The sequence below is a fragment of the Mycobacterium sp. genome (assembly GCF_035314665.1).
GTDB lineage: Bacteria > Actinomycetota > Actinomycetes > Mycobacteriales > Mycobacteriaceae > Mycobacterium.
This window is the reverse complement of the sequence record NZ_DATFZD010000452.1, coordinates 1-7,270: the sequence shown is the minus strand read 5'-3', so window position 1 is coordinate 7,270 and position 7,270 is coordinate 1. Positions and strand designations below refer to the sequence as shown.

General features: G+C 63.4%; 8 protein-coding genes. 7 read left to right on the top strand and 1 reads right to left on the bottom strand.

Going from position 1 to position 7,270, the window contains the following annotated elements:
* Positions 1-318 precede the first annotated feature (318 nt).
* Complete coding sequence (locus tag VKI00_RS33025; protein ID WP_324447505.1) at positions 319-816, bottom strand: nuclear transport factor 2 family protein; 498 nt, start codon at positions 814-816, stop codon at positions 319-321.
* 119 nt (positions 817-935) lie between these two features.
* On the opposite strand from VKI00_RS33025, the gene VKI00_RS33020 reads away from it, so the two are divergent.
* The 7 genes from VKI00_RS33020 to VKI00_RS32990 all read left to right on the top strand — a co-directional run bounded on the left by VKI00_RS33020 (position 936) and on the right by VKI00_RS32990 (position 7,132).
* Positions 936-2,057, top strand: coding sequence for an LLM class flavin-dependent oxidoreductase (locus VKI00_RS33020; RefSeq protein WP_324447504.1), 1,122 nt, complete (start codon positions 936-938; stop codon positions 2,055-2,057).
* On the top strand, positions 2,054-3,238 hold the full coding sequence (locus VKI00_RS33015; RefSeq protein WP_324447503.1) for a sulfotransferase: 1,185 nt from the start codon (positions 2,054-2,056) through the stop codon (positions 3,236-3,238). Before VKI00_RS33020 ends, VKI00_RS33015 begins: the two co-directional genes overlap by 4 nt.
* A 2-nt stretch (positions 3,239-3,240) precedes the next feature.
* Positions 3,241-4,050: a sugar phosphate isomerase/epimerase family protein gene (locus VKI00_RS33010; RefSeq protein ID WP_324447502.1), complete on the top strand. Its 810-nt coding sequence runs from the start codon at positions 3,241-3,243 to the stop codon at positions 4,048-4,050.
* A 4-nt stretch (positions 4,051-4,054) separates the two neighbouring features.
* Entirely contained in the window at positions 4,055-5,290 is a 1,236-nt protein-coding gene (locus tag VKI00_RS33005) for a DUF1214 domain-containing protein (protein ID WP_324447501.1), read from the top strand.
* 117 nt (positions 5,291-5,407) lie between these two features.
* Positions 5,408-5,851 carry a hypothetical protein gene (locus tag VKI00_RS33000; protein ID WP_324447500.1) on the top strand — a complete coding sequence of 148 codons (444 nt, stop codon included), beginning with the start codon at positions 5,408-5,410 and terminating at the stop codon, positions 5,849-5,851.
* A gap of 19 nt (positions 5,852-5,870) precedes the next feature.
* Positions 5,871-6,809 carry an NAD(P)-dependent oxidoreductase gene (locus VKI00_RS32995; protein ID WP_324447499.1) on the top strand — a complete coding sequence of 313 codons (939 nt, stop codon included), beginning with the start codon at positions 5,871-5,873 and terminating at the stop codon, positions 6,807-6,809.
* Positions 6,806-7,132 (top strand): putative quinol monooxygenase, encoded by a 327-nt coding sequence (locus VKI00_RS32990; RefSeq protein WP_324447498.1) that lies wholly within the window; start codon positions 6,806-6,808, stop codon positions 7,130-7,132. The genes VKI00_RS32995 and VKI00_RS32990 overlap by 4 nt, the downstream gene beginning before the upstream one ends.
* The last annotated feature ends 138 nt before the right edge of the window (positions 7,133-7,270 follow it).

The following is a 7,270-nucleotide window of genomic DNA, read 5'->3' as shown; positions in this document are numbered from 1 at the left end:
GCACTGAAGCTCGCACAGCCGGTCTAACCGGTTACCCGCCGACCGTCCGGTCGTCGGTCAGCGTTCGCAGCGCTTCGCGGTATCCGCAGGTGGAGACGGCTTCGTCCATGTTGATGCCATCAACACCTCTCGCGTATCCGCAGGTCATTTCACGTACTTTCGCGTCGTTTCGCGTCGTCAAATACGGCGTTTCCGCAGGTCAGCGACATTCTCGGGCTGGGTTCGATTCCCGGCAGCTCCACAGAGAAGGCCAGGGTCAGGGGCAGGAGTTCTGTCCTAGGCCTGTCCATTTCACCGCGACGGACGCGGTCCGGCGCTTCAGTCGGCAGAGCGACGCGCGATCTTCGCCGCGGCCGCTCGCAACCGCGCGGCGATGCGCGGGGCGAATATTGGCATCGTCACGTCCTCGCGAAGCCGGGTCAATTTAGACGTCTTGATTCGCCATCGGCCGTCGATCTTCTCGTAGGTCTCGTGGTAGTGGCCGTAGCCGTGCAGGGTCAAGGCCGGCACCAGGCGGACGACGTCGTTGAGTGCCCAGATGCCCCGAGCCGTGGTCGCTGAGGTCAGTTCGATTTCGGGACAGTGCACTTGATGGACAGTCGCTTGAGAAGGCTTGCCGATCGTGTTGCGGGTGTAGGCCATGAATTCGTCCACGCCGACGATCAGGGTGCCTCCCGCTTCCGTTGTGTCGCCGACGAAGTCGTGGGTGAAGAGATCGCGCCATCGATCCCAGTCTTTGGTGTCGAGATACCGGCAGTAACGCGCCTTCAACTGCTTGATCGACTCGATGTCCATGAGCGCGGTGTCATCGTTCATCGCATACCTCTTTGATCTTCAGGTTCCGGCGCAAAGCGTACGGCTACGCTGAGCGAATGCTCAGCGCGATCGGACCGGCTCCCCGAAATGACCATGAGCGTCGCACGGACCGTCGACCGATGAAGGTCCAGCCGGCCGCGTTTCTGCGCACCACGCTGCCGCTCGCCATCGACCTGCTCGATCAGTACGACTCCGGGAGATATCACTCCATCTGGCTACCGGACCACATGGTCAGTTTCTGGCCGGACTCGATCTGGGCGCCCGAGTTCACCGATCTCGCTACCGCGTCACCATCGCCCCACCGGCACCTCGACGGTATGGCCGTCGCCGCCGCGGCCGCCGTCCTCACGACGACGACACCCATCGTCACGACCGTCGTCGACACGGTCCGCAGACACCCAGCCATGCTCGCACAGACAGCGCTGACCCTTGATCACCTTTCGAAGGGCCGCTTCATCCTCGGCCTCGGCTCCGGCGAGCTCGAAAACACCGTGCCCTACGGGTTCGACTTCGCCAGGCCAGTCAGTCGGTTCGAGGAGTCGGTCAGAGTCATCAAGCTGCTCTGGGGCAGCGACGGACCGGTGGACTTCGAGGGTGACTTCTATCGTCTCGAGCACGCGCGGCTGGACACCGAAGCCTACGAAGGCAGGGTCCCGCCGATCTGGATCGGTGCCGCCGGGCCTCGCATGCTGCGTATCGCCGGCCGGCACGCCGACGGGTGGTGGCCTGCGGGTGCGTTCACACCGGAGGACTACGCCGCCAAACTCGCGGTCGTCCGCGAGGCGGCCGAGCGGGCCGGCCGCGACCCCATGGCGATCGTCCCCGCGATCACACAGATGTGCTTGATTGGCGAGGACGACGAGATCCAGTCGATGCTTGAGGCTCCGCTGGTCAAGTCCATCATCCTGATGCTCACCGCCGAGGACCTCCGCACATTTGGCTACGAGCACCCGATGGGCGCGGACTGGCGCGGGACCATGGACTTCAACCCGGTCAAGCTCTCACGTGAGAAGATCATAAAGTTCTGCGAAGACGTTGATACGCAGGCGATTCGCGACATCATCCCCTGCGGCACGCCCAAGCAGGTGGCGCAGCGGATGAAGGGCTTCTGCGACGCGGGTCTGCGGGTTTTCAAGTTGATGGAGTACGGCAGCATGGGTGGACTCGCATTCAGCGCCGGCTCGGCCGCCAAGGTCCGCGAGACCGAGGACGAACTGCTCACCCTGGTCGGTGGCAAATGACCACGACTGCAACCGAAAACACGCTCGACGCGCAGGCGATGCTGGCTCGTGCGCAGGCCGAGACGGGACTCTACGACTGGAGCGACGCCACCTTTCCCAAGCGCTTCGGGCTCGCAGTCGATCAGCTCAACGCGGCGACGATGGACGCAGACGGTCGTCGACAGGCGGCGCAAGTCTGCCATTGGCTGCTGACCTCGCGACTCGAGTTCTTCGAGGACCGCAACCGCTATCCGATCGCCGACGAGGTGATCGAGCGGCCGATGTTCGTGACCGGCGAACCGCGCACGGGAACCACGCTGATGCACGCCTTGATGTCCGTCGACCCCGCGGCCCGCGCCCTGAGGTTTTGGGAGGTCATGTATCCGTCGCCACCGCCGGGTGTCGTTGGCACCGATGATCCGCGCCGACCTCGCGCCGACGACGATTGGCGTGAGATCAATGCCAAGCTGCCGAAATGGCTGCATTCTCATCCCTACAACGACATGCTGGGCGACGGCTTGCCCGAGGACGAACGCACCTGGGCCTTCGATTTCCGGGTGATGACGCCGACCGCCTGGTGGCGAGTGCCGATCGAATCAGTGACTCAGGGCTTGCCGACCGATGCCGCGGCACAGTACCGAATTCACAAGGCGATGCTGCAGCAGCTCCAGTACGGCAGGTCCGAGAAATATTGGGTGCTCAAGGGATTCCATGGCTTCCGGCTCGAGGAGTTCTTCGAGGCCTATCCCGACGCCACACTCGTGTGGTTGCACCGCGATCCCGTACAGGTGGCCGCATCGCGCACCATGATGATGGCCGACATCATGGACGGCATCGTCGGTCCGATCGATCTGAAGGCCGAGGCGAAGAAGCATCTGGAGATGACGCGAGCGGGCATCGTCAACACGATGACCAACCCCATGGTCGACGACCCGCGCATCCACCACGTCCGCTACCGCGACTTTGTATCCGACCAGATCGCAACCGTGCGCGGCTACTACGACTTCGCCGGGCGACAGCTGACCCCACGGGCCGAGCGCGCGATGCGTGACTACCTCGCCAACAACAAGGGTGACCGCTACGGCAAGTTCCGCTATTCGACGTCGCTGCTCACCGACATCGGTGAGGATCTCGACGCCCTAAACGAGGAGTTCAGACCGTTCCGCGAACGGTTCGGCGTCGAGATCGAGACAAGGGCCTAGTCGTGCATCCGCGCGTCGGCCTGCACCAGGTTGCATTCCTCGACGAGAGCACCCCGGCCTTCCTCGACCACTGCCGCCGGATCGGCGTGCAGCACACGACGCTTGTGACTGCTTCGCTGATGCGGCCGGGCGCGGTAGACGAGGCGCAGCAGGCACTCGCGGCCGGCGCGCCGCAAGTGGAAGCGGTGAATCATCAGTTCGCCGTCTATCCCGACCTGGATAACGACCGTGGCCAGGCGACCGAGAAGCTGCTGCAGGCCATCGACATCGCCGCGGCGTTGGGGGCTAGCTCGGTGTATTTGCAAACGGGCGGCCGCGGTTATTTGACGTGGGAGCAAGCCGCCGAACGCTTCACCGCGCTCATCGCGCCGTGCACGGCGGCAGCCGCGGCCCAGGGGGTTCGTGTGCTCGTCGAGAACGCCTCGTCGTTCAATGCCGACATCCACATTGCCCACACGCTCGCCGATACGATCACCCTCGCAGAACTCGCCGGCATTGGTCTCTGCATCGAATGGCACGCCTGTTGGATGGAGGCCGGCTTGAAGGCGCTTCTGCGGCAAGCGATTCCGATGACGGGTCTCATGCAGGTCAGCGACTACGTGCTTGGCGACAGAACCGCACCCTGTCGCGCGGTACCCGGCGACGGGGTGATCCCGCTCGACCGAATACTGGGCGACGTGCTCGAGGCCGGGTACGAAGGCGTCTTCGACATCGAGTTGGTCGGTCCGCGTATCGCTGCAGAAGGGGCGCGCGCCGCTACCCAACGCGCGGCGCAAAGGGTGTCGGAAATCCTCACCAGGCTGGGAGCCTGAACCGATGGCCTATGGCGACGGGCTCAGCGACGAGAAGCTTCGCAACGCGTGGCGCCGTTTCTGCGATCAGCTCAGGTCCGCGGGCGAGGATGTGTTCAAGGACGCCAACCCCGGTAGTCCGATCCTGCGGGGCGATGCGTTCCGATTTCTCACCCAGAATCTGGGGCAGGCGTTCGACCTGGCGCTGGAGACCAAGGATCCGGCCTTCCCGCAGCTCCATCCCTTCTGCACACCGACGCGCAAGTTGGGTGGTGACGTCGCCGACTTCACCTATCGCCAAGCGTGGATCGACGGCGAGCACGCCTACCGGATCAGCGGGAACCGTGGCACCGCGCGGTGGCTCAACGTGACGGTGCAGGGCCCGCGCCCTGATCGCATCCTCGGCACCGACTGGCCGAGTTTGCACGAGCCCTTCGGTGACATTCCGGAGACCAACATCTTCGGTCAACAGATCGCCACCGAAGCCGACGGCAGTTTCGAGCTGTTCGTCGGGGGAGAGGTGCGCGCCGAGAACTGGCTGCCGACGACGCCCGGTTCGCGGAAGTTGTTCATCCGCGAGGCATTCGACGCGTGGTTCGAGACGCCGACCACCCTGTCGATCGAGCGGATCGGCATGGACGGTCCACGGCCGATACCGACGCCGGAGCGGATCATCGAGGCGATGGAGTGGGCCGGGGACTTCCTCACCGGCGCGATGCACGACTGGCCCGAGCATTCGTGGAATTACTCCCACGGCGTGTGCGACCCCGCCTTCACGAACCAGTTCCCGCCCGAGCGGACCGCCAACACCGACGACGACGCCAAGCGCGGGCGGCTGGCGGCGCACATGATCTGGGAATTGAAGCCGGACGAGGCGCTGATCGTCGAGATGGATAACCACGACGGCTTCTGGATCTTCGGGATGGGCAATGTCTTCGCGGCCAGCATGGACTTCCTGTACCGCCCGGTGAGCTATACCCCCGCACGTACCAAGGTGGACAGCGACGACGTGGTGCGCCTGGTGATCGCGCACGACGATCCTGGCGTGCACAACTGGCTTGACACTCAGGGCTTTTCGAATGGCAACCTTACGTATCGCAATCTGATGAGCCAGAACCCCGCAAGCTTCCGCACCCGGTTAGTGAAGCGGTCAGAACTGCTCGACGTGCTTCCTTCCGACACCGCGATGGTGTCCGAGGGCGAGCGTGTGAAGCAGATGCTCGATCGCTATCACAGCATCAAACTGCGCTACGGCATCTGACGGTGCCCCGACTGACCTGCGCTTAGGCTCGTATTCCGCAATCTGTGGCCCCGGTTCGAGCCGCCTGGCTAGCATCCGACGTGGCGCACCAATAGGCGCTCATCGGGAGGTCTCGTCATGCCGAACCAGTTGCATCACGTGGTCATGCTCAGCCATTCAGCGACGAGGTTCATCGGATTCCTCATCGACGTGGTCGGAATGGAGGTGCAACACAGTTTTCGGGTTCCGGGGGAGATACTCGAGACGACTCTTGGGTGGCCACCGTCTGAGGGGGCGGACGTCACGATCCTGGGCAGTGGCGTGGCGGGGCTCGTCGAAGTTCTCGACGTTCCCGAACAGCTACGCACAGCCGCACCCGAAGGACTTGCCGCATTGTCCTTTCTGGCCGACGACTACGGCACCATGCAGGATAAAGCGCGCCGATTCACGGACGACGTCACCGTTCTCGACACGGGGGTGCCTGGCGTTGACCTGTTCATCTGCACCATGGGCGGTGTGCCGATGGAGTTCATGGGCAGTTACGAAGCTGAAGCCATGGAGGCGTCCGTCGCCGATGGATAACGCTACGAAAGGAGTTGCGATGCACGACTTGTCAGGGCGAAGGATTCTCGTCACCGGCGCGAGCGGCGTGGTGGCTTTCCCGGTCGCCAAAGAACTGGCGAAGGCAAATGAGGTGTACGCGGTGGCGCGGTTCTCCGATCCGGCCCAGAAGCGGATGCTGGAGGAGGCGGGCGCACACCCGATTGCCTTCGATCTCGCCGATCCCGACCTGTCGCCGCTGCCGGAATCAGTTGATGTGGTGATCAATTACGCCGTTCTGCCGCCGCAGAAGAACGCCTATGAAGTCAATGCGGGCGCCGCCGGGCGCCTGGCCAGACGCTACCGGGACTGCGAAGCTTTCGTGCACGGCAGCACCGGTTCGCTCTACGAGTACCAGGGCGAGCGGCCCCTGCGCGAGGACGATCCCTACGGCCTGCACTCCTCCGCCGAAAACTATGCCGCGAGCAAGATCGCGGCTGAATTCCTTCTCAAACATCTCAGCGTGGATTACGAGCTCCCGGTGGTGTTGGTGCGGATCTTCTCCTTTTACGGCCCGCGGGGTGGCGGAGTCACGCAACGCATCGACCAGATGATCCGGGATCAACCGGTGAGCGTCTATCCCGGCGTGCGAAATGTTCATACTCCGCTGTACGAAGATGATTACGTCGAAAAGACCATTGCCGCAGCGGGTATCGCCAAGGTTGGCGCTGAGATCGTCAACGTCGGCGGGACGGAAGCCGTGACGACGCAGGAGTACTGCCAGATGGCGGGCGAGATACTCGGCAAGGAGCCGGTATTCGTCGAGAACAGCAAGGCCTGGCCGATCTGGGCCGACACGACCAAAATGGTGGAGTTGCTGGGTCCGAACAAGGTGTCGGTTCGCGAAGGTGTGCGGCGGACGATCGAAGCCGCGAAGGACAGGCTGCATACCTCCCACCACGTCATCGGCGAACCGGCGAAGGTCAAGGCGGCCCGATGATTACCTTCATCGCTCACCTGCGGGTGCGTCCAGAGAACGCGCAGGCGTTCGAAGATCTGATGACCGATGTCACCGCAATGACGCTTGAGAACGAGCCCGGGGTTGCCTATTACGGCTTCGCCAAGAGCGTCGAAGAGGCCGACACCTACGTGGTCGTCGAGGTGTATCGGGATCAAGCAGCTTGCGTCGCACACGGGAATACCGCCTGGGTACGAGAGTCGGTTCCCAAGTCGCTGCTTCTGACCGAGGGAATGCCCCAACTCGTGCAATACGTCAGCCCAGGCGCGGAACCGGTGGTCTCGCGGTTCGAGGAGATGACATGAGCCAAGTCAACGGCATGACGGATGTCGAGATGCTGGTCGAACTCCAGGCGATCTACCGGCTCAAAGCCCGACGAGATCATGCGGTCGACCAGAAGAACTGGGCGACCTATGCCGAGTTGCATACCGACGACTACGTCG

What these genes read in the sequence shown, in the direction of transcription:
- VKI00_RS33025 (WP_324447505.1), bottom strand. Translation starts at nt 816, where the DNA reads ATGAACGATGACACCGCGCTCATGGACATCGAGTCGATCAAGCAGTTG.
- VKI00_RS33020 (WP_324447504.1), top strand. Translation starts at nt 936, where the DNA reads ATGAAGGTCCAGCCGGCCGCGTTTCTGCGCACCACGCTGCCGCTCGCC.
- VKI00_RS33015 (WP_324447503.1), top strand. Translation starts at nt 2,054, where the DNA reads ATGACCACGACTGCAACCGAAAACACGCTCGACGCGCAGGCGATGCTG.
- VKI00_RS33005 (WP_324447501.1), top strand. Translation starts at nt 4,055, where the DNA reads ATGGCCTATGGCGACGGGCTCAGCGACGAGAAGCTTCGCAACGCGTGG.
- VKI00_RS33000 (WP_324447500.1), top strand. Translation starts at nt 5,408, where the DNA reads ATGCCGAACCAGTTGCATCACGTGGTCATGCTCAGCCATTCAGCGACG.
- VKI00_RS32995 (WP_324447499.1), top strand. Translation starts at nt 5,871, where the DNA reads ATGCACGACTTGTCAGGGCGAAGGATTCTCGTCACCGGCGCGAGCGGC.
- VKI00_RS32990 (WP_324447498.1), top strand. Translation starts at nt 6,806, where the DNA reads ATGATTACCTTCATCGCTCACCTGCGGGTGCGTCCAGAGAACGCGCAG.